The following is an 18,532-nucleotide window of genomic DNA, read 5'->3' as shown; positions in this document are numbered from 1 at the left end:
TTTCGAATTCCATGATTAATTCTACAGTATCCAAAGAATCAGCTCCTAAATCGTTAGTAAAGCTAGCTTCTGGAGTAACTTCTGTTTCTTCAACGTCGAGTTTATCAGCGATAATCGCTTTAACTCTTGATGCAATGTCTGACATAGTAAATTATTTTTAATTAATTGTTAGTTGCTGCAAAGATATAAAATTCTTTATCATTTGAACTTTTTTTACCAAATTTTAAATAATTAGTAAAAGGCGATTTAATGACGGCGGAACATATCCTTACTCTAATAGCACGATGCTAATGTAATATTATTATCGTAAAAATACGACTGTTTTTATTTATTGTTTTTGAAGAGGTGAAAGTCAATTGGTTATCAAAGTAATAATTTCTGCTTTGCTTCATTAAACTCTTTTAATTCTGATGATTTGATTTGAATCGTGACAAAAGAGAGGTGAATTATAAAGGAGAGAAAATATATCAATTACTTAACATGAACCATTCATTAACGAGTGAAGCGGCTAACCGAGCAGTTATTTCTTTGGTGTCATACGTTGGATTGACCTCAGCCACATCCATCGCAAGTAACTTTTCAGAACCTAAAATAAGTTTAAATAAATGCATGAAAGCAGCGTCTGCAAAAATCCCGTTGTATGCCAGCGCAGAAACGCCCGGTGCGATGGAAACATTGAAAACATCCATGCAGATGGTTAAATAAACAACATCAGATTGCTCAATGAATTCATTGATCTTAGGGTAAAGGTTGGGTAGGTTTTCAAAGAAAAGTTCCTCTGCTAAAATATATTTCATTCCGAACTGATGAGCGGTATCAAAAAGTTTTAAAGTGTTTGAGTTTCTTTGAATTCCGATATGTAAAGAATGAATATCTTTTTCCTGTGCGATTTGCCAAAAGCCTGTGCCGGAACTTGCACCAATGTTGGGATCAATTTCTCGGTTATCGAAATGGGCATCAATATTAATGATGCCAATTTTTTGAGTTGGAAAAGCTTTCTTAATTCCTGAATAGTGAGCAAAAGTAAGTTCATGTCCGCCACCAAATACAACTGATTTCCCGCCTTTTTCTAAAACAATTTGAACTTTGTCGGCAAGTTGAATTTGAGCGTTCTCCAGATCTTCATCTTCGCATTTTATATTTCCAAAATCTCTTAGATTGAATTTCGGATTAATGACGGGAAAGTTGGAGATATTTTTTCGAATGACATCGGGAGCATCTTTTGAACCAACTCTTCCTTTATTTCTTTTCACACCTTCATCGACCGCAAAACCATGTAGAACGAAATCGTTCGTTGAAATGTTGTCATAATTTTCCTCCAAAGAAACTCTTTGAAAAATTCTATGATATAAAGGTTCATCACCATCGAAGCGTCCGGTCCAAATCATGCACAATTTTGTTGTAGGTTTAAAAATCTATTTTGAATTCTTTTCTAATATATTTTAGAATTTCGACGAAAGAACTAAGTTCATCAATTTCGGGGAATTTTTGTAAATAACTTTCTGGATTATTGTAAGTGAACTCATTATATTTTTCATTCGAGTGATAGATTACAGAATATGAAGTTCCATCTAAAATTTCGACTTTTTTTATTTGAAGAAGATATTGGTTTTCATCGTCATCCCAAACGACGCTTTTTTTATCCTTTTTATATTGAAATGCATCTTCCATTGGTAACACTCCAATATTTAATGCATCTAAATTCATAAAAATTAACTCAATATTTCTGTTGAAGGATAAGTCAATCTTATTAGGACGAACAGTTTTAAATTCGTCAGAACTTATTTCAGTTGGTAGAAACCATTGAATAGATTCTGCGTTCCAAACTTTATTTTCCTTGTAAATTCTAAAAATTAATCCACTATTGGTAATTCCTCGGTCTTTATAAATCCTGATTTCCTCTTTTAAATAGTCATTGGATAAACCCGACAATTTGTTGATATCTTGACCTTTGAAAAAAAGTAAGAATAAAAATAGAAATAAGAAAGAAATCTTATTTTTCATTTTATCCTATAACTTCTTCCTCTTTCAAATTCGCAGCAAAAGCAATCGCCGCATCCTTCACCCAAGAATGTTCTTTTTGCGCTTTACGTTTTGTTTCCAAACGCTTTTTATTACACGGTCCGTTTCCTTTCAGAACTTCCATAAATTCATCCCAAGGTAATTCGCCGAAATCGTAATGTTGTGTTTCTTCATTCCATTTTAAATTTTCATCTGGTACTTTTAAACCTAAAAATTCTGCTTGCGACACGGTAACATCTACAAATCTTTGACGAAGAGCATCGTTGCTTTCTCTCTTAACTCGATAATTCATTGATTTCTGAGAGTTGGGAGAGTCAGCGTCATTCGGTCCGAACATCATTAAAGCTGGCCACCAGAAACGGTTCAGTGCTTCTTGTGCTAAATCTTTTTGTTCTTTCGTACCGCGACATAGCGTCATCAAAATTTCATAACCCTGTCTTTGGTGGAAAGATTCTTCTTTACAAATTCTTACCATCGCTCTCGAGTAAGGTCCGTACGAATTCCCCATCAACATCACCTGATTCATAATCGCAGCGCCGTCAACGAGCCAGCCGATCGCACCAATATCTGCCCAAGAAAGTGCAGGATAATTAAAGATGCTGGAGTATTTTGCTTTTCCGGAAAGCATATCATTATAAGTAGAATCACGGTCAGCCGCAATTTCTCCATTGTTCAAAGTTTCTGTGGCCGCATATAAATAAAGTCCGTGTCCGGCTTCGTCCTGAATTTTTGCCAAAAGAGCCATTTTTCTTCTCAAAGTTGGAGCACGAGAAATCCAGTTGGCTTCCGGCAGCATTCCTACAATTTCGGAGTGGGCATGCTGCGAAATCTGGCGAACCAATAATTTTCTGTAATCATCAGGCATTACATCTTTCGGTTCTACTTTATTTTCGGCTTGTACGTATTCTAAAAATTTTTCTTGATTCATGATTTGGCTTTTTAATTAATTAACATTGGAAGACTGGTGTGCAGTAATTGCATCTTCTTCCATTAAATAAAGTCCGATTCGTCCTTCTGAGAATTCACCAACAACAAAGGTGATCGTCTTTTCTGGACTTCTAATTTCGTATTCATTAAATAAGTAGGGATTTCCACTAAGTGGCCCAATTACTTCAATCTTTCGGTTAGAGCAATGCCAATAATGATTCCAAATATTGATTCCTTCTACTTTAAATTCTTTTTCTTCTTCAATTAATGAAGCAAATTTCCAGTTTTTCATGATCGTTAGTTTTTTAAATTAAAGCGGCTTTAAACATCGTAATTCAACATCACCACGTTGGTCGTTGGGTGACATTGGCAGGTCAGAACAAATCCTCGCGCAACTTCATCTTCAGTTAAAGCGAAATTTTTGTCCATAAAAACTTCTCCTTCCATCACCTTAGCTTTACAGGTACAGCATACGCCTCCTTTACAGGCGAACGGAACCGGAAGTTTTTCGGCTATAGCTTGGTCTAAAATACTGTTTTTCTTTGAATTAAGGTGAAATGAATATTCATCATCATCAATAATTAAAGTAACCATGCTTTCTAAATTTGGAATCGCTTTGAATTCCTCACTCATTTCTGCATTCCCTTCTTCATCAGGTGCCGCGTAATATTCGTACATAATTTGCAGCGACGGAACTTTCTTTTCTTTTTTCAAATAATCAGAAATTCCTTTGATCATTTCTGACGGACCGCAAATAAAGTAAGTGCACTCCTGAACTGGAATATCTGTAAATCTTTGAAATAGAAGATCCAGTTTTTCTGCTGAAATGCGTCCTTCAAAAAGTTCATCTTCAAAATGCTTTTCTCTTGATACAAGAAATATTACTTTCAGTCTTCCGTCAAATTTCTCTACCAGTTCATCAATTTCCTTTTTAAAAATGATGTCTACAAAACTTCTATTGCTAAAGAAAAGATAAGCAGAACTTTTTGGTTCTTGATAAAGTGCTTCTTTTATATTTGATAAGACTGGTGAAATTCCACTTCCGGCGGCTAAACCTATATACGTTTTCTGATTGGAAACATGATAGTGCGTGTAGAAATGCCCAGATGGCGCCATGATTTCGACGAGATCACCTTCTTTTAATTCTTGATTCAGATAAGTGGAAACTTTTCCCTGGTCCAGATGTTTGACCAGTATTTCTAATTCCGAATTGTCTTCGCTCGGAGCATTGATGATCGAATAACTTCTGCGAAGATCTTCTTCCCCAAAAACAAACCGTACATTAATATATTGTCCTTGTTTAAATGAAAATTCGTGTTTTAAGTTATCTGGAATTTCGAATCCGATATGAATACAATCGTTGGTCTCCTTAGATACTTTGGTTGCTTTAAGTTGATGAAAATGATGCATATTATTTTAAAATCTCAATAAATGGGTGTTCAACAAATATACTTATTTTTTGAAACTCATGGAAGGGATTTCGCTCATCGTCGGATTCTATTAAGAATCAAATTCAAATGTTGCTTTCCATTTTGTCTTAATTGAATCAATCAAAAAACTTCGAATTCGGAAATAATGACTTGAATTTTATCTGATATTTATTGAATTCGGAAATTTTGACCGCTTTTAATTAATATTGTTGAATAGAATGCTTTTTGAGGATAAGAAATCAGAATTAAAAATAGATTGATAAGGAGGAGTAGGAATTCGTAACTTTATATGGATTCTTACTGTTTCTGAAACCTAAAAAATTATTACTATGAATTTAAATCAATATACCGTAAAATCACAGGAAGCCATTCAGAAAGCGCAACAAATTGCGATGGAGTTTGGTAATCAAAGTATTGAACCACAACATTTGTTGGAAGGCATTTTCCAGATCGATGAAAATATATCTGACTTCTTATTGAAGAAATCAGAAGCGGAATTAACTTTAGTTAGAGAAAGAAACCGCGAAAATATCGAGAAGCTTCCAAAAGTAGAAGGTGGTAATGTGTATCTATCGCAAACTGCAAATAAAGTATTGCTCGATGCACCAAATGTAGCTAAGAAAATGGAGGATGAATTCGTCACCATCGAACATCTTTGGCTTTCTCTTTTTGATGTAAATTCCGACGTTTCCAAAATGCTCAAAGATATGGGCATTACCAAAAATGGTTTAGAAATGGCCATCAAAGAATTGCGAAAAGGGTCGAAGGCTACCTCTGCAAGTTCGGAGGAAACATACCAGAGTTTGAATAAATACGCCAAGAATTTTAATGAACTCGCCGCGGAAGGGAAACTCGATCCCGTAATTGGACGAGATGAAGAAATCCGAAGAGTTTTACAAATTCTTTCCAGAAGAACGAAAAATAATCCAATCTTAATCGGTGAACCTGGCGTAGGTAAAACTGCGATTGCAGAAGGAATCGCACATCGAATTATTTCCGGCGATATTCCCGAAAACTTGCAGGATAAAACTTTGTATTCTTTAGATATGGGCGCTCTGATCGCTGGTGCAAAATACAAAGGTGAATTTGAGGAAAGACTGAAATCTGTCATCAATGAAGTCACTAAGTCTGATGGACAAATCATCTTATTCATCGATGAGATTCATACTCTAGTTGGTGCTGGCGGCGGAGACGGTGCGATGGATGCTGCAAATATTTTAAAACCAGCTTTGGCGAGAGGAGAGCTTAGAGCAATTGGAGCAACCACTTTAAATGAATATCAAAAATATTTTGAAAAAGATAAAGCTTTAGAAAGACGTTTTCAGAAAGTGATGGTTGAAGAGCCGGATACTGAATCCGCCATTTCTATTTTGCGTGGAATTAAAGATAAATATGAAGCACACCACAAAGTTCGCATCAAAGATGAAGCAATTATCGCGGCGGTAGAACAATCGCAACGGTATATTTCTGACCGTTTTTTACCGGATAAAGCGATCGATTTGATTGATGAAGCATCCGCTAAGTTAAGAATGGAAATCAATTCAAAACCTGAAGAGCTTGATGTTTTGGATCGAAGATTAATGCAGATGGAAATTGAATTGGCAGCCATTTCAAGAGAAGGAAATGATATTAAAGTTCAACATTTGAAAGAAGATATTTCTAAAGTTGGTGAACAGAGAAATGAGATCAATGCGAAATGGTTGAAAGAAAAACAAAAATCTGAAGATCTTACCTCTATCAAAAAAGATATTGAAGCCCTGAAATTAGAAGCTGAGCGCGCCTCTAGAATTGGAGATTATGCGAAGGTTGCTGAGATTCAGTACGGTAAAATTAAGGAGAAAGAAGATGATTTGCAGAAGTTAGAATTAGAAATGCAAAACCATCAAAATGAATTAATTAAAGAAGAGGTCACCGCTGAAATGATTTCTGAAGTCATTTCAAAATGGACGGGAATTCCCGTGACTAAATTAATTCAGTCTGAAAGAGAAAAGTTATTGCATTTAGAAGACGAACTTCACAAAAGAGTCGTTGGTCAGGAAGAAGCGATCGAAGCGGTTGCAGATGCCATCAGAAGAAATCGGGCCGGATTAAGTGACGAGAAAAAACCAATCGGCAGTTTCTTGTTCCTCGGAACCACAGGTGTTGGAAAAACGGAATTAGCAAAAGCGTTGGCAGAATATCTCTTCGATGATGAAAATAATATGACCCGAATTGATATGAGTGAATACCAGGAAAGACATTCGGTGTCGCGTTTGGTTGGTGCGCCTCCAGGATATGTCGGTTATGATGAAGGTGGTCAACTAACGGAAGCGGTGAGAAGAAGACCTTATTCAGTCGTACTTTTAGATGAAATTGAAAAAGCGCATCCTGATGTTTTCAATACTTTATTGCAAGTTTTAGATGATGGTCGACTAACAGATAATAAAGGAAGAGTCGTGAATTTCAAAAATTCAATTATCATTATGACTTCTAATTTAGGTTCTCATATTATTCAGGAAAACTTTGAAAAGATTACCGACGAGAATGTGACAGAAATCGTAGACAAAACGAAAGAAGAAGTTTTCACTTTGCTGAAACAAACTTTAAGACCAGAGTTTTTAAATAGAATTGATGAAACCGTCCTCTTTCAACCTTTGAATAAAAAAGAAATTGGTAAAATTGTTAATTATCAACTCAGAGGATTCAATGATATGTTAGCAAAACGTGGAATCATAATGACGGCGACCGAAGATGCACTCACGTATATTACCAACAGAGGTTATGATCCAAGTTTTGGAGCGAGACCTTTAAAACGGGTTTTACAACAAGAGGTTCTAAACAAATTGTCCAAAGAAATACTGGCCGGACATGTAAATGACGGCGATAGAATTACGTTAGATTATTTTGATGAGAGCGGATTGGTTTTCCGACCGACTGATCAATAATAACCAACTAAAGAAAATCCACCGAAGATCTGTTTTGGTGGATTTTTGTATGCAATCTAATTACGATATTATAAAATGTATTATTCATATCTAAAATGTTGATCACTTAATATTTGATTTAAATTAATTTAACTATTTGTACTCAATATTTAATGAATTTAATTTAATATGATGAATTCAGAAAATTAATTTTCAGATTTAATTAATTACGTGTACAAAGCAGTCTAGTGTAAATCTGCTGAATAGTTTTAACCATATTTTCAAATTAAATATTTGGTGGCTAGATATTTGCAACTTTACATTTGAAAATTTTTTTTCATCATTTGTGTTTTGAATCCGTTGAGCAATTAGCGGGTTCTTTTTTTTAAATCATGACTTTTGGTAGTATGCTGAAAAAAAGATCATAAATATTTTGGTATGCGAAAAAAAAAGCTAATATTTGCACCGTTCAATGCTTGTAAAAGCAAAGAATAAATTTTTTTTCATCATTTGTGTTTTTAGAATCCACTTTCATCGGTGGATTCTTTTTTTTGTCTTAAAATGTACAAATGAAAAAAATAGGAAAGTAAAAAAGTTCAATAAACTGACGATTCTTTTTTAAGTGGTTGTACAGCAGCTTTTGTTGATCAAAATTTAATTAATCCTTACATGGATTTTATAATTAAATGCTCTAATTCCAAAATAAAAAGAACTGTAAAATTAAATTTCCACTTTTCAAAGAGTTTTTAAATTTTTAAAAAGGCAGCTTTACATTCGATCCTGCTCCTCCACTTTTTCAATTGTTTTAGCATTTTTTACCGCTTGATTTCCAAAATTAAATTTTATAGAAATGATGAAATTCTGGGTGTCACGATAATCCAGGAAATAGTTATCCTGATTTGAATATTTGGTAGTGACTTGTTCTTGGGAGGTTTTAAAAATATCATTAAAGAAAAGACTTGCTTCTAATTTTTTACTGAAAAACTTCCTGTTCATCACCAAATAAGTAGAGGAGGAGCCAGAAATGGTAAAGGTTCCCTGTATGGAAGGCGAATTATATTGATGGCCGATTTCTAATTTCCAATCACTGTTCTTATCCAGGGTGAAACTTGTGGAAAGATCGGAAGACCAGTTCCAAACTTTATTTTTATACAAAATGGAGTCTATACCAACAAAATAGTTTTCATTGTGCTCTAAATTTTCTGATAAACTGAAACTCCACCAAGGTTTGATTTGAAAGTTTTTATATAAACTCAAACCATAAGCCTGATCTTTTTCAATATTGGTGAAACGGTAGATGAGCGAATTAGTACTTGGTTCCTGAAAACTAATCTCCATGGAAGGATCAATTTCTTTTCGATAATAAAAATCCAGATTCCAGTCTTTGTAAGTATAATTAAAGTTGAGGTTATGAATCATCGTCGCTTTCAGTTTCGGATCACCCTGGAAATAGGAAAACAGATTATAGTAGGACTTTGCGGGATTTAACCAGGAATAAGAAGGTCTGCTGATTCGTTTACCGTAAGACATTCCAAATTGATGATTATTCGTGGTGGTGTATTGTGCATACAAAGTTGGAAACAGTTTCCAGTAATTATTTTTATTGACTTCATAAGGTTCGGAAACAATCCCTTCAAGATCTGTTTTTTCTGCACGCAATCCTGCTTTAAAGTTCCATTTTCCTGGATTATAAGCAAGTGAAGAATAGAGGCCAAAGTTATGCTCGTGATAATCAAAGACATTGCTTTTATCAGGCCGGTATTGAAGTGCTCCATTTTCACTTTCGGAAAATTGAAGAACGCTATTGGTTTTTACTAAACTATATTTTACACCCGATTCAATTTCCCATTTTTCATTTTTCCATTGATAATCTGCGTGGGTTGAATACAGTTGAACATCACTTTTATTATGGGTTATAAAATTATTTTCCTCAGGATCCTGATTCACAAAATCTAAATAAGTGAGCACATTTTGATATTTCTTAGCATTATTTCCGGCGAAATAATTGATCCAGCTGATGTTACTTTTTTCACTTAATTTCCGATCGACTTGAAAACTCAGAACATTATTGATTGAGCGTGAATAATGATCATTAATGGTGGTGTATTTCGATTCTACATTGTTTTGATTATTATAAATTAAAGTGGGCACGTTATAAGTTCCAAACGATTTTGGACTGAACGATCCCGCGTAGTTGAGGCTTAAATTGGTGAGGCTGTCAATTTCATAGTCAATATTAAAGTTGACGGTATTCTGACTTTTATTTTGATCTTTCCGGTCCATAATACTTATCCAGCGCGTCTGATCTTCTACATAATTCACGTAATCTGTTCCCTCTCGGTAATAAGTTCCAGCACCCAAATAGTAACTTGCCATCAACGAAAGTTTATCTTTTTTGTAATATTGAGAAATTCCCGCCACTCCTTTTGCATATTGACTTTGAACGTATTTCGAAGAAATGATTCCGCGGTAACCTTCAATCGTATTCTTCTTCATCATGATATTGAGCACTGCACTTCCTGACGCTTCATATTTTGCGGGTGTATTGGTAATGACTTCCACAGATTTGATCTCTTCGCCCTGGGTGTTTTCTAAAAGACTTTTTAACTCATCACCTGTCAACATTGCTTTTTTATCATTAATGGTTACCAAAATACTTTGACTTCCCTTGATCGACAAGACATCATTGCTGGAAGTTACTCCAGGAGTTTTTTTTAAAATTTCCCAAGCGTTTAATGTCGAGATATTACTGTTCTCTACATTAAATGACAAACGGTCGATTTTTCTTGTCACTACAGGTTTTTGTTTGATCATAACGACTTCCTCAATATCTTTAATGTTTTTTTTGAGCATGATCGTGAGTGGTTTGTTATATTTGACCAAGTCGATCGTTTCTTCAAGCTGGTTGTATTCTAAATCATTAAATATTAATTTAATCGAAGTTTCAGAAATACCGTCGATAGAAAAATCACCATTTTCTCCAGTCATCAATTTTTTAATTAAAGTGTTTTGAGAATCGTAAACTTCAATAGTCACAAGAGGAAGTTTTTCATTCTGAATATTAACAACCGTTCCCTCGATTTTCTGTTTTTGAGAAAATAACATCAGCGGGAAGAATAACAAAAGCAAGAATTTATACATGATCATAAGTTTTTGATTAAGGAGAATTATGTTTTATAAAGTATTGAGACAAAGGTCTTTGATGTCGCTGAGAATTTCGGTTAACGGAAGGTTAATGATGAGTTAATGTTCATTGGGAAGCCATTATTCATTTATCTTTGTTACTATGATTTCGAAAAGTAAAAATCTTGTGGCCGCTTTTACAATCTTATTTCTTCTGTTAATAGGGATTCAAGGCTTTTTTCTAGTCAAGACTTATGAATTAAAGGAAAGAGAGATTTATAGAACAGTTTATGATCAATTAAGCAACTTTACAGATCGTTTAGAAAACCAAGGAGGGATTACTACCATCACCAATGATTCGTTACAACAAAGTTTTATTGAATTCAAAAACAATGAAATTACCAAGACGCAATTTCTAAATGCGTTTGAAGAGAACAGAAAGGTTAATGAAAAATACGTGAGTCAGTTTGTTGATCAGCAATTTGCTAAAGAAAAATATCAGGTAGCTGCCAAAATTGAGTTTTCGTCAATTCTTTTCGTGCCCGATAATATTCACCTGATTGAAAAGCCCGTCGTTCTTTATGAGACCAAAAACAAAGTGAAAAACCCCGGGATTTTAAATACAGGAACTTGGGAAACGTCTTCAAGTTTTGTCTCGGAGAAGGAAAAAGACATTCCCAGAAACAATGTTTTCCTGGTGAAAAGCAAAACGAGTTTCGAAATTCTGAACATTAAAAGTATTATTTTTAAAGAATTGATCGTGCTGATATTTTGCTGTGTTGCTCTTCTGTTTGGCGTTTTACTCTTGTATTTTTTTACTATTAAAAATTTAATCAAACAACAAAAGCAAGTCGAGATCTTGCATACGATCGTTGATAATATTTCACATGAATTCAAAACACCCATTGCAACGTTGAAAATTGCGACCAAAACTTTAAGAAAAGATTGGAATCCTAACACGCTTCCTTTGATTGAAAGACAGGTTTCCCGTTTAGAAAGTCTAATGTTTCAGTTGCATCATAATGAAAGTGATGGAGAAATGATTAAAATAAAACCTGAAGATTGGGATTTTGTTATTCAGGATTTAGCATTTGTGAATCCATCTATTCAATTTACTCTTAAAAATAATACGTCGCATGAACTTCCTTTTGATAAAAATTCGATAGAAACCGTTTTGAAAAATCTTTGCGAAAACAGTGTCAAATATGGCGGGTCGATTATTGAAATCAACATCGATCAAACGCAAGTAAATTTAGATATAGAAGTTTCTGACAATGGTCAAGGAATCGAAAAGAAAGAATTCAAAAATATTTTCGAAAAGTTTTACAGAATACAATCCAATAATATTCATAATATCAAAGGTCTTGGACTTGGACTTTATTTCGTCCAAGAAATCATTAAAAAAAATAATGGGACGATATCCGTAGTGAGTCAGCCGAAAGAAGGAGCCACTTTTAAAATAAATCTGCCGTATGAAAACTAAAATTCTCTTGGTAGAAGACGATGCAGATTTTGGACTTATTCTAAAGCACTATCTGGAATTAAGTGATTTTGAAGTTCTTTGGTTTCAAAATCCAGAAGAGGTGTTGGAAATTTTAAAATCTAATTTCTGTTTTAATATTGGCATTTTAGATATTATGATGCCGAATATCGATGGCTTTTCTTTGGCCAAAATTATTTTGAAAGAGAAACCTGATTTTCCTTTGCTTTTCCTATCGGCCAAAAATCAGAAAATAGACCGATTAACTGGTCTTAAAATTGGAGCTGACGATTACATTGCCAAACCTTGCAATCCTGAGGAACTCATTCTTCGAATCAAAAATATTTTGAAAAGGGTAATTTCTCCAACTTTAGAAACTAACTTCAAAATCGGGGAGTATACTTTAGATTCAGAAAAACTTTTGCTGACTCATTCCAATGAAAAGGTGCGGTTAACCATTCGCGAGAAAGATCTTTTACTTTATCTTTTGAAGCAAAATAAGCAAACCATTAAACGCGATGATATTTTAGATAATTTGTGGGAAACCAACGATTATTTTACCGGCAGAAGTCTGGATGTTTTTATCAGCAGAATCAGAAAGTACTTTCGACATGATGAGCAGATAAAAATTCAGTCAATTAGAGGAGTCGGATTTGAAATCGATTTTCCTGTCGAATAAGGTCATCTTTTATATAGATCGGAATAGAATTAAGTAAGTAGTTGGTTTTTAAAAGCATACCTCATTATAAGTCTGCATGATGATCTGAGCGATTCTAGCCACAAGATAGTCTGTAATTCAATTAGTTTCACTACTTTTGCACCTCGAAAATTCACTCAATAATTAGCACTCAAAAATATGATTTCTGTTCAAAGTTTAGGTCTTCATCACTCTGGAAATTACCTTTTTCAAAATGTAAATTTCACCATCAAAAAAGATGATAAAATCGGTTTGGTGGGTAAAAATGGAGCGGGTAAATCTACTTTGTTAAAGATGCTTACGGGTGAAATTAATTTCTACGAAGGCAGTATTGTTCAGGAAGGAGTCGTGACCATAGGTTTTCTAAAGCAGGATTTAGATTTTGTAAAAGGTCGTACCGTTTGGAATGAAACCCTTCAAGCCTTTGAAGCAATCAACAAGATGAAGGACGAATTGGAAGACGTGAATCATCAGATGGTTACCAGAACTGATTATGAGAGTGATTACTATGAAAATTTGATTCATAGAATGACGGAATTGAATGATCTTTTGATGCATTACGATGCTTATAATCTAGAAGGTGATGTCGAGAAAGTCTTATTGGGATTAGGTTTTAAAGCTGATGATTTTCATAAGATCACCGATGAATTTTCTGGTGGTTGGAGAATGAGAATCGAATTGGCGAAACTCCTTTTGCAGAAAAACGATTTGATGTTACTCGATGAGCCAACCAATCACTTGGATATGGAATCCATCATTTGGCTTGAATCATTTTTAAAAGAATATCCTGGTGCAATTGTGTTGGTGAGTCACGATAAGCAATTTATGACCTCAGTTTGTAACAGAACTTTTGATATTAATAATAAGAAGGTTGACGATTACAAAGCCAACTATACCAAATATTTAGAATTAAGTAAAGAGCGTAAGGAAAAACAGATCCAGGCCAAGAAAAATCAGGATGTCGAGATCAAGCAGATGGAAGATAATATCAACCGTTTCCGTGCTTCTGCAACCAAATCTTCTTTCGCGCAATCTTTGATTAAAAAATTAGATAAACTCGAAAGAATTGAAGTTGATACTGACGATGTTTCCAAATTTAATATTCGTTTTCAACCAGCGGTAACTCCAGGAAAAGTAATTTTCGAAGCGAAGAACCTAGGAAAAGCATATGGTAATAAACAGGTTTTTGATGAGGTTGATTTCTTCATCGAACGTGGACAGCGTATCGCTTTATTAGGCCAAAATGGTCAGGGGAAAACAACCATCGCAAAAATTCTTTCAGGAGAAATTAAGGATTATTCCGGAGAATGGAATCTTGGACATAACGTAAATATTGGCTATTTCGCTCAAAATCAAGAGGAAGTTTTAACACCGAACAAAACCGTTTTAGAGGAAGCTGAAGATGCGGCAACCGAAGAAACCCGTCCGAGAGTTCGTGACTTATTGGGAAGTTTCCTTTTTCAAGGTGATGATGTTACCAAGAAAACAAAAGTGCTTTCGGGTGGTGAACGTAACCGTTTGGCTTTGTGTAAATTATTATTGCGTCCGTTCAACACGTTGATTATGGATGAACCAACGAATCACTTGGATATTCAGTCGAAAGAAATTATCAAACTGGCTTTACAGAAGTTTGAAGGAACTCTAATCGTTATTTCTCACGACCGTGAATTTTTACAAGGTTTGAGCGATAAGATTTTTGAATTCCGTGATGGAAGAATGAAAGAATTCCTGGGTGATGTTAATGATTACTTAGAGTTCCGTCAGAAAGAAAGTATTCGTGAAATTTCTGCTGAGAAATCGAAATTACAGGAATTACGCAGCGAACCAGCTCCAGCGAAAGTAGTTGAAAAGCCGGTTGAGAAAAAACAGGTGATCGTCAGTAAAGAAGAAAAAAACATTCAAAATAAAATCAAGAAAGTTGAAGAGAAAATTTCTGAACTCGAATTAAAAATCGAAGAAATGGAAAAAACTTTTACGACTGAAAATCCATCTGAAGAGACTCTAGAATTGTACAATACAAAAAAGGCAGATTTAGATTTAGCTTTGCAGGAATGGGAATATTTGGGTACACAATTAGAAGGGTAACCGAAAATATAAATTACGCAATCCACATTTAACCGTGTCAAGGTTCTAAACCTTGACACGGTTTTTTATTGCTGAAAATAATTGGGCGGAAATTACTAAGGTCAATGATTAAAAACTTCTAAAATTAGTCGGTTCAAAGAAATATCTCGCTGTTTTCGTTTCAGGAGAATTCACATCCAATTCATACCATGGCGAAATCTTGGGATCAAAAGGGTTTTTCAAAATATGAATCGATTGAGCGGGCGTAAAACCTTCGGCTAGTAAAAACAATTTTTCTCCATTTTGATTTTCCGAAACTCCGGCGATAAAAACAATATGTCCTGGACTACCCGCGGTAATCAGAATGTCTCCAACTTTTAAGTCACTGGTTTTCAAAACAGGTTTAGTTTCTTTGTTTAAAGAAATCGTTCCCGCGTAAGTGAAAATTAAATCTAAATATTTTCGAAAGTTTTCATAAGAATCATCAAAGTTTTCGGTCTTTTTAAATTGGACTGAATTTCCATTGACAAAAGCACGAGTTCCGTTTTTATAATCATTCCACGTCATTAAATCTCCACTTGTAAAATGGAATTTAATGTCATCGAACTTTTTCATTTTAAACAAATGTTCTGCTCGCAATCGAATAATGGCATCTGCGCATTGTTGCAAATCTTTTGTGCCGGTATCAATATCAAAAATCGCTTCGTGAAGATGTTGAGTTCCAATTTCAGTTCCGTCATATTTCAGAATCGGTGAACCGTATTTTTTAAGTGGAAAGTTTTCAATGTATTCTTCAAAGGAGTTTTGGTGTACATTCATATAAGCATAACCTTCTGGAGCTGGAAATCGTCCTTTAATCGTGCTCTGGTCTTTATTTATTTTTAAAGTAGAGTGTGTTGTGGTTTCTTCGGGAATTTCCTCAACGGTTTTTTTCGGTGAAGCAGTGCCACTTTTTTCACAATTTAAAAGTAGAAATAGGAAGGATAAAAGGAATGCTTTTTTCATCTTTAAATATAATTAAATTTCCTCTAAAGAAGCTTTCAAGACCCAACATCCATCACTAAACATCCAACCTAATTTCCTATCTTTGAAATTCAAAATTTTATTTTTATGAATCACCAACCGGTTGAAGGTTTTTCTAAGCTCTCAAAGCAAAGAAAAATAGATTGGCTTATTAAAGAATATTTGAATGAAGACCGCACTTATGAACAGGTTCTTCAGCAATATTGGAACGGCGATCACACTTTGCAAAAACTACACGAAGAGTTCTCAGAAAACACGATTTCTAATTTCTATATGCCTTATGGGATTGCACCTAATTTTCTAATTGATGGGAAATTATTGGCGTTGCCAATGGCGGTGGAGGAAAGTTCAGTCGTGGCAGCCGCTTCAAAAGCTGCAAAATTCTGGATTGACAAAGGTGGTTTTAAAACAACGATTATTAACACCAAAAAATTAGGTCACACCCATTTCATTTTAGATGTTGAACCGCATAAAATATTACACTTTTTCAACTTTAAATTAAAGAAAAGATTATTTGAAGCGACTGAAGATATCACCAAAAATATGCGGAATCGTGGTGGTGGAATTTTGAATATCCATTTGATCGATAAATCTGCCGAGTTAGAAAATTATTTTCAACTGAAAGCAAGTTTTGATACTGTTGATTCGATGGGTGCCAACTTCATTAATTCCTGTTTAGAACAGTTCGGAAAAACATTAAAAGAAGAAGTTGAAAAAGAGGAAAGCTTTACTCAGGAAGAAAAGGATTCTTTGCAAATTGTGATGAATATTCTATCGAACTTTACACCAGACTGTATCGTTAGAGCCGAAGTTTCGTGTAAAATTGAAGATCTGAAAGACGATAGCGGAATTTCTAATGAGGAATTTGCGACCAAATTTAAACGTGCCGTGACCATTGCAGAAATTGAACCTTACCGTGCAACCACGCATAATAAAGGGATCATGAATGGAGTAGATGCAGTCGTAATTGCAACGGGAAACGATTTCCGTGCGACTGCGGCTTGTGCTCATGCTTATGCGGCGAAAGATGGGAAGTATTCGAGTTTAACCCATTGTACGATCGATAATGGAATTTTTAGATTCTGGATCGACTTACCAATTTCTGTCGGTGTGGTAGGTGGTTTAACCAATCTTCATCCGCTCGTGAAATTTTCACTGGCATTATTAGGGAAGCCTTCTGCGCAAGAACTGATGAGTATTTTGGCTGTTTCTGGTCTGGCTCAAAATTTTGGAGCATTGCGTTCTTTAGTCACGACCGGAATTCAGAAAGGTCATATGAAAATGCACTTATTCAATATTTTGAATCAGTTAGGAGCGACGGAAGAAGAGAAAAATCATTTCGTTACTTATTTTAAAGATAAGACCGTGTCGCATCATGAAGTGATTTCTGAGTTTAATTTAATGAGAAATAAATAAATATGTTTCAACTCTTTCTCGGACTTTTAATTTTGGGCTTTGGGATTTTTCTAAAAGTCACCAAAGATCCCGGATTTGAAAAATCTAAGAAATTTTCGTGGATGTTTATCGCCATCGGAATTTTATCCATTATCGGAAAATTATTAATCGCTTATCAAACAGGAAAATTATAAAATGAAAAATACAACATTAATTATCGGAGCCGTTTACGGATTGGTATCTGTAATTTTAGGAGCGTTTGGAGCGCATGCTTTAAAGAAAGTGATTTCAGTTGATAAATTGGCAAGTTTTGAAACTGGAGTGAAATATCAAATGTATTCTGCCTTATTCTTATTGATCGTTGGGTATATTTTAAAATTTGAATCACCTGCTGAAAAATGGATCTCCATTTTAATGATTGCAGGAACTTTTATCTTTTCGGTAAGTATTTATCTATTGGCGTTCAGTGAAGTCGCAGCAATTCCATCCAAATTTATTGGACCGATCACGCCACTTGGTGGTCTGTTGATGATTGTCTCTTGGGCAATGCTTATCTTTTATTTCATTAAAAACGAAGTTCGATAATGAAATCAAAAACGCTACTTTTTGTGGCAATGCTTATTTGCAGTATTTTTTCAGCGCAACAAATGCAGGAATATAACTTTGGCGAACCTTTTAAGATTTCGTATCCAGCTGGGTATGTTAAAAGTTATGATTTAAATGACGTTGCCCCCGCACAGTTTTCTAGTCCTGTCAATGAAAAATATTCAATTGTCATTCAGACTGAAAAAGATCATCTTACCTTTTATCAATTGGCATTTACCGATCTTGTAGAAGCCGGAACATATTATTCTAAAACGATAAAAGACGGTTTAATTGATGATGCTTCTTTGAAATATGTCAGTCCCAAGGAAATAAAGGTGAATGGTCATAATGCCGTAGAGTCAACGATTGAAGGATCATTTGTCGATGAGGAATCCGGTCTTACCACTAAGCTTTTTTATAATGTGACCATTGTAGAAACGGTTAATCATTATTATCAGATTATTTCCTGGTGTGCTGCAAAAGACAAAGACAAGAATTTGGCAGAGTTCAGAAAAATCGCCTCTTCTTTTAAAGAAGGTAAATAAATTTTTTTTTTAAATGTTTTTCATCGCCGGAAATACCAAAAAGTTAGTGGGTAAGGAAACCAGAAAGATCAATAAAAATGGTTTTATGGTGAATTCAGAAATTAAAGTGTTTAAAAACTATATTACCTTATTTTTCATCCCAATTATTCCGTTGGGTAAAAATTACAGCATGTATATTCCGCATTCTGATGAATATTTTGAGAATAATTATTTCTCGAAAATGCCTTCTGAATATTTGGAAATTTGTAAAGACGTCGGCAGGAAATATTAGGATATTTCTATTTTTAATATATAATTGAGTTACATCTTACCATTTTTAAATAAAGTTTTAATCTTCA

17 protein-coding genes are annotated in these 18,532 nt (G+C 34.4%); 9 read left to right on the top strand and 8 right to left on the bottom strand.

Features of this window, described 5'->3' with window-relative positions; all coding sequences use genetic code 11:
• The 6 genes from ACEYOS_RS14980 to ACEYOS_RS14955 form a co-directional block, all read right to left on the bottom strand.
• A partial coding sequence (locus tag ACEYOS_RS14980) for an acyl carrier protein (RefSeq protein ID WP_373797608.1) occupies window positions 1-145 on the bottom strand: 145 nt, incomplete at its 3' end.
• A 322-nt stretch (window positions 146-467) separates the two neighbouring features.
• Window positions 468-1,388 carry a formimidoylglutamase gene (gene hutG, locus ACEYOS_RS14975; RefSeq protein WP_373709093.1) on the bottom strand — a complete coding sequence of 307 codons (921 nt, stop codon included), beginning with the start codon at window positions 1,386-1,388 and terminating at the stop codon, window positions 468-470.
• A gap of 19 nt (window positions 1,389-1,407) precedes the next feature.
• Window positions 1,408-2,004 carry a hypothetical protein gene (locus tag ACEYOS_RS14970; RefSeq protein ID WP_373709094.1) on the bottom strand — a complete coding sequence of 199 codons (597 nt, stop codon included), beginning with the start codon at window positions 2,002-2,004 and terminating at the stop codon, window positions 1,408-1,410.
• A gap of 1 nt (window position 2,005) precedes the next feature.
• On the bottom strand, window positions 2,006-2,950 hold the full coding sequence (gene paaA, locus ACEYOS_RS14965) for a 1,2-phenylacetyl-CoA epoxidase subunit PaaA (protein ID WP_373709095.1): 945 nt from the start codon (window positions 2,948-2,950) through the stop codon (window positions 2,006-2,008).
• Window positions 2,951-2,965: 15 nt separating this feature from the next.
• A complete protein-coding gene (locus tag ACEYOS_RS14960) occupies window positions 2,966-3,241 on the bottom strand; it encodes a hypothetical protein (protein ID WP_373709096.1) in 276 nt (91 codons plus the stop codon).
• 29 nt (window positions 3,242-3,270) lie between these two features.
• Window positions 3,271-4,359, bottom strand: coding sequence for an FAD-binding oxidoreductase (locus ACEYOS_RS14955; RefSeq protein WP_373739295.1), 1,089 nt, complete (start codon window positions 4,357-4,359; stop codon window positions 3,271-3,273).
• A gap of 349 nt (window positions 4,360-4,708) precedes the next feature.
• On the opposite strand from ACEYOS_RS14955, the gene clpB reads away from it, so the two are divergent.
• Window positions 4,709-7,303 (top strand): ATP-dependent chaperone ClpB, encoded by a 2,595-nt coding sequence (clpB, locus tag ACEYOS_RS14950; RefSeq protein WP_373709895.1) that lies wholly within the window; start codon window positions 4,709-4,711, stop codon window positions 7,301-7,303.
• A 747-nt stretch (window positions 7,304-8,050) separates the two neighbouring features.
• Here the strand turns inward: clpB and ACEYOS_RS14945 are convergent.
• Window positions 8,051-10,423, bottom strand: a complete 2,373-nt coding sequence (locus tag ACEYOS_RS14945) for an outer membrane beta-barrel protein (protein WP_373709894.1) — start codon at window positions 10,421-10,423, stop codon at window positions 8,051-8,053.
• A gap of 169 nt (window positions 10,424-10,592) precedes the next feature.
• On the opposite strand from ACEYOS_RS14945, the gene ACEYOS_RS14940 reads away from it, so the two are divergent.
• The 3 genes from ACEYOS_RS14940 to ACEYOS_RS14930 all read left to right on the top strand — a co-directional run bounded on the left by ACEYOS_RS14940 (window position 10,593) and on the right by ACEYOS_RS14930 (window position 14,667).
• The gene (locus ACEYOS_RS14940; protein ID WP_373709893.1) at window positions 10,593-11,888 is read left to right on the top strand and encodes a sensor histidine kinase; all 1,296 of its coding nucleotides are present in this window, start codon (window positions 10,593-10,595) and stop codon (window positions 11,886-11,888) included.
• Entirely contained in the window at window positions 11,878-12,564 is a 687-nt protein-coding gene (locus ACEYOS_RS14935) for a response regulator transcription factor (RefSeq protein ID WP_373709892.1), read from the top strand. The genes ACEYOS_RS14940 and ACEYOS_RS14935 overlap by 11 nt, the downstream gene beginning before the upstream one ends.
• A 177-nt stretch (window positions 12,565-12,741) precedes the next feature.
• The gene (locus ACEYOS_RS14930) at window positions 12,742-14,667 is read left to right on the top strand and encodes an ATP-binding cassette domain-containing protein (protein ID WP_373709891.1); all 1,926 of its coding nucleotides are present in this window, start codon (window positions 12,742-12,744) and stop codon (window positions 14,665-14,667) included.
• 108 nt (window positions 14,668-14,775) lie between these two features.
• On the opposite strand, the gene ACEYOS_RS14925 is transcribed toward ACEYOS_RS14930, so the two are convergent.
• The gene (locus ACEYOS_RS14925; RefSeq protein WP_373709890.1) at window positions 14,776-15,651 is read right to left on the bottom strand and encodes a DUF4846 domain-containing protein; all 876 of its coding nucleotides are present in this window, start codon (window positions 15,649-15,651) and stop codon (window positions 14,776-14,778) included.
• 105 nt (window positions 15,652-15,756) lie between these two features.
• Between ACEYOS_RS14925 and ACEYOS_RS14920 the strand changes: the two genes are divergently transcribed.
• Genes ACEYOS_RS14920 through ACEYOS_RS14900 form a run of 5 tightly spaced genes read left to right on the top strand, consistent with a single transcriptional unit; the run spans window position 15,757 to window position 18,465 of the window.
• Window positions 15,757-17,085 (top strand): hydroxymethylglutaryl-CoA reductase, degradative, encoded by a 1,329-nt coding sequence (locus ACEYOS_RS14920; RefSeq protein WP_373709889.1) that lies wholly within the window; start codon window positions 15,757-15,759, stop codon window positions 17,083-17,085.
• 2 nt (window positions 17,086-17,087) lie between these two features.
• A complete protein-coding gene (locus ACEYOS_RS14915; RefSeq protein WP_373709888.1) occupies window positions 17,088-17,258 on the top strand; it encodes a hypothetical protein in 171 nt (56 codons plus the stop codon).
• Window position 17,259: 1 nt separating this feature from the next.
• Window positions 17,260-17,649, top strand: coding sequence for a DUF423 domain-containing protein (locus ACEYOS_RS14910; protein WP_373709887.1), 390 nt, complete (start codon window positions 17,260-17,262; stop codon window positions 17,647-17,649).
• Window positions 17,649-18,194, top strand: coding sequence for a hypothetical protein (locus ACEYOS_RS14905; RefSeq protein WP_373709886.1), 546 nt, complete (start codon window positions 17,649-17,651; stop codon window positions 18,192-18,194). The genes ACEYOS_RS14910 and ACEYOS_RS14905 overlap by 1 nt, the downstream gene beginning before the upstream one ends.
• A 13-nt stretch (window positions 18,195-18,207) precedes the next feature.
• The gene (locus tag ACEYOS_RS14900) at window positions 18,208-18,465 is read left to right on the top strand and encodes a hypothetical protein (protein ID WP_373709885.1); all 258 of its coding nucleotides are present in this window, start codon (window positions 18,208-18,210) and stop codon (window positions 18,463-18,465) included.
• Window positions 18,466-18,532 lie beyond the last annotated feature (67 nt).

The organism is Kaistella sp., from assembly GCF_041824135.1.
Lineage (GTDB): Bacteria > Bacteroidota > Bacteroidia > Flavobacteriales > Weeksellaceae > Kaistella.
Note: the sequence above shows the minus strand (reverse complement) of the source record. Positions and strands in the feature narration are given on the sequence as shown.

Excerpts from the sequence above, each read along its gene's own strand:
- ACEYOS_RS14925 (WP_373709890.1), bottom strand. The coding sequence starts at position 15,651 with ATGAAAAAAGCATTCCTTTTATCCTTCCTATTTCTACTTTTAAATTGT.
- ACEYOS_RS14960 (WP_373709096.1), bottom strand. The coding sequence starts at position 3,241 with ATGAAAAACTGGAAATTTGCTTCATTAATTGAAGAAGAAAAAGAATTT.
- ACEYOS_RS14900 (WP_373709885.1), top strand. The coding sequence starts at position 18,208 with ATGTTTTTCATCGCCGGAAATACCAAAAAGTTAGTGGGTAAGGAAACC.
- ACEYOS_RS14915 (WP_373709888.1), top strand. The coding sequence starts at position 17,088 with ATGTTTCAACTCTTTCTCGGACTTTTAATTTTGGGCTTTGGGATTTTT.
- paaA (WP_373709095.1), bottom strand. The coding sequence starts at position 2,950 with ATGAATCAAGAAAAATTTTTAGAATACGTACAAGCCGAAAATAAAGTA.
- ACEYOS_RS14970 (WP_373709094.1), bottom strand. The coding sequence starts at position 2,004 with ATGAAAAATAAGATTTCTTTCTTATTTCTATTTTTATTCTTACTTTTT.
- clpB (WP_373709895.1), top strand. The coding sequence starts at position 4,709 with ATGAATTTAAATCAATATACCGTAAAATCACAGGAAGCCATTCAGAAA.
- ACEYOS_RS14945 (WP_373709894.1), bottom strand. The coding sequence starts at position 10,423 with ATGTATAAATTCTTGCTTTTGTTATTCTTCCCGCTGATGTTATTTTCT.
- ACEYOS_RS14910 (WP_373709887.1), top strand. The coding sequence starts at position 17,260 with ATGAAAAATACAACATTAATTATCGGAGCCGTTTACGGATTGGTATCT.
- ACEYOS_RS14920 (WP_373709889.1), top strand. The coding sequence starts at position 15,757 with ATGAATCACCAACCGGTTGAAGGTTTTTCTAAGCTCTCAAAGCAAAGA.
- ACEYOS_RS14930 (WP_373709891.1), top strand. The coding sequence starts at position 12,742 with ATGATTTCTGTTCAAAGTTTAGGTCTTCATCACTCTGGAAATTACCTT.
- ACEYOS_RS14905 (WP_373709886.1), top strand. The coding sequence starts at position 17,649 with ATGAAATCAAAAACGCTACTTTTTGTGGCAATGCTTATTTGCAGTATT.
- ACEYOS_RS14935 (WP_373709892.1), top strand. The coding sequence starts at position 11,878 with ATGAAAACTAAAATTCTCTTGGTAGAAGACGATGCAGATTTTGGACTT.
- ACEYOS_RS14955 (WP_373739295.1), bottom strand. The coding sequence starts at position 4,359 with ATGCATCATTTTCATCAACTTAAAGCAACCAAAGTATCTAAGGAGACC.
- hutG (WP_373709093.1), bottom strand. The coding sequence starts at position 1,388 with ATGATTTGGACCGGACGCTTCGATGGTGATGAACCTTTATATCATAGA.